The following is a 1,769-nucleotide window of genomic DNA, read 5'->3' on the forward strand; positions in this document are numbered from 1 at the left end:
CGTTTACCGGGACTCTTGCAGAAAGCCACGGCGTTCACGCCGGGGATGAATGCATCTCAAGGCTGCTCTGACGTGCACGTTAGAGCGGACGTTTTTGCTGCTCGATGTACTGGCGGACGATCGCCAACGGTGCTCCGCCGCACGATGCGGAGAGGTATGAGGGCGACCACAGGTGCCCATGCATGATGGCGCGGTTGATCCGGCCGGTGAACTCCTGCCGTATCCGGCGGGCGGAGACGCCCTTGAGGCTGTTGACCAGCTTGGAGACGGCGACCTTGGGCGGGTAGTGCACCAACAGGTGGACGTGATCGGGTTCGCCGTTGAACTCCTTCAGCTCCGCCTCGAAGTCCTCGCAGACCTTGCGCATGATCTCTTCGCAGCGTGTCAGCATCTCGTCGTTGAACACCCCGCGCCGGTACTTGGTCACGAAGACCAAGTGCACATGCATCGCCGATACAACGTGTCTGCCCCGCCTGTAGTCGTTCTGCCCCTCCATGAGACCAATCGTAGTAGGATCTTGGTTGTGCAGCTCCGCTACAACTACCGGGCCTACCCCGACGCCGCACAGCGTCGTGCGCTGGCCGGTGCGTTCGGGTGCGCCCGCGTGGTGTGGAACGACTGCCTGCGCGACCGGAAACAAGCGCACGCGGCCGGGCTGCCGTATGTGACGTCGGCCGAGTTGTCCCGGCTTCGCATCACCCAGGCCAAGCGCACTGCCGAACGCGCGTGGCTCGCCGACGTGTCGGCGGTCGTCCTGCAACAGTCCCTGCGGGACCTGGATGCCGCCTACAAGAACTTCTTCGACAGCCTCAAGGGCAAGCGGCAGGGCCGCAAGGTCGGCCCTCCCCGCTACAAGTCGAAGAAGGACACCCGGCAGTCGATCCGCCTGAACACCAACGCCTTCTGCCTCCAGGGCGACGGCACGGTGTACGTGGCCAAGGCCGGCAACCTCAAGGTCAAGTGGTCGCGCAGGCTTCCGGCCGCACCCACGTCCCTGACCGTCACCAAGGACAGCTGCGGCCGCTACTTTCTTAGCTTCGTCGTGGACACCGAGCCGGACAGCCTGCCCGAGCTGGAGACCGACGCCGGTATCGACCTCGGCCTGTCCGCCTTCGCCGTCCTGTCCGACGGCAGGAAGATCGACAGCCCGCGCTTCCTGCGCCGGGCGGAGAAGAAACTCAAGCGTCTTCAGCGGAAGTTGTCCCGTAAGGCCAAGGGATCCAAAAACCGGGATAAGGCCCGTATCAAGGTCGCACGCCAGCACGCCAAGGTGGCCGACCGGCGCCGGGACTGGCACCACAAGGTTTCCACACAGATCATTCGCGACAACCAAGCGGTGTATGTGGAGGACCTCGCGGTGTCCGGCCTCGGCCGCACCCGGCTGGCCAAGTCCGTGCACGACGCGGGATGGTCCGCGTTCGTCGGCATGCTGCAGTACAAGGCGGCTCTGCACGGCCGCACCTTCGCCAAGGTGGACCGCGCTTTCCCGTCCTCTCAGGTCTGCTCGTCCTGCGGATTCCGGGACGGCCCCAAGCCCCTGCACATCCGCAAGTGGATGTGCGGCGAATGTGGCACCGTGCACGACCGCGACCACAACGCAGCCCGCAACGTCCTGCTCGAAGGACGCCGAATCGTCGCCGCCGGACGGGCGGAGACGCCAAACGCCTGTGGAGCGCCGGTAAGACGGGCACCCGTGCCCGCACAGCGCGGTGAAGCAGGAAGCCCCCGGAAGGGTCAGACGACCCAGGCCGGAATCCCTGGACTTTAGG

Annotated in this window: 2 protein-coding genes; one reads left to right on the forward strand and one right to left on the reverse strand. The window is 65.3% G+C overall.

The genetic code is table 11. The features are described from left to right. Positions 1-79: 79 nt before the first annotated feature. Positions 80-496 carry an IS200/IS605 family transposase gene (gene tnpA / locus ACIHFE_RS34490; protein ID WP_400113033.1) on the reverse strand — a complete coding sequence of 139 codons (417 nt, stop codon included), beginning with the start codon at positions 494-496 and terminating at the stop codon, positions 80-82. Positions 497-523: 27 nt separating this feature from the next. Between tnpA and ACIHFE_RS34495 the strand changes: the two genes are divergently transcribed. Continuing rightward, on the forward strand, positions 524-1,768 hold the full coding sequence (locus tag ACIHFE_RS34495) for an RNA-guided endonuclease InsQ/TnpB family protein (RefSeq protein WP_400113035.1): 1,245 nt from the start codon (positions 524-526) through the stop codon (positions 1,766-1,768). Position 1,769 lies beyond the last annotated feature (1 nt).

Source organism: Streptomyces sp. NPDC052396, assembly GCF_044593195.1.
In the GTDB taxonomy this organism is placed as follows: domain Bacteria; phylum Actinomycetota; class Actinomycetes; order Streptomycetales; family Streptomycetaceae; genus Streptomyces.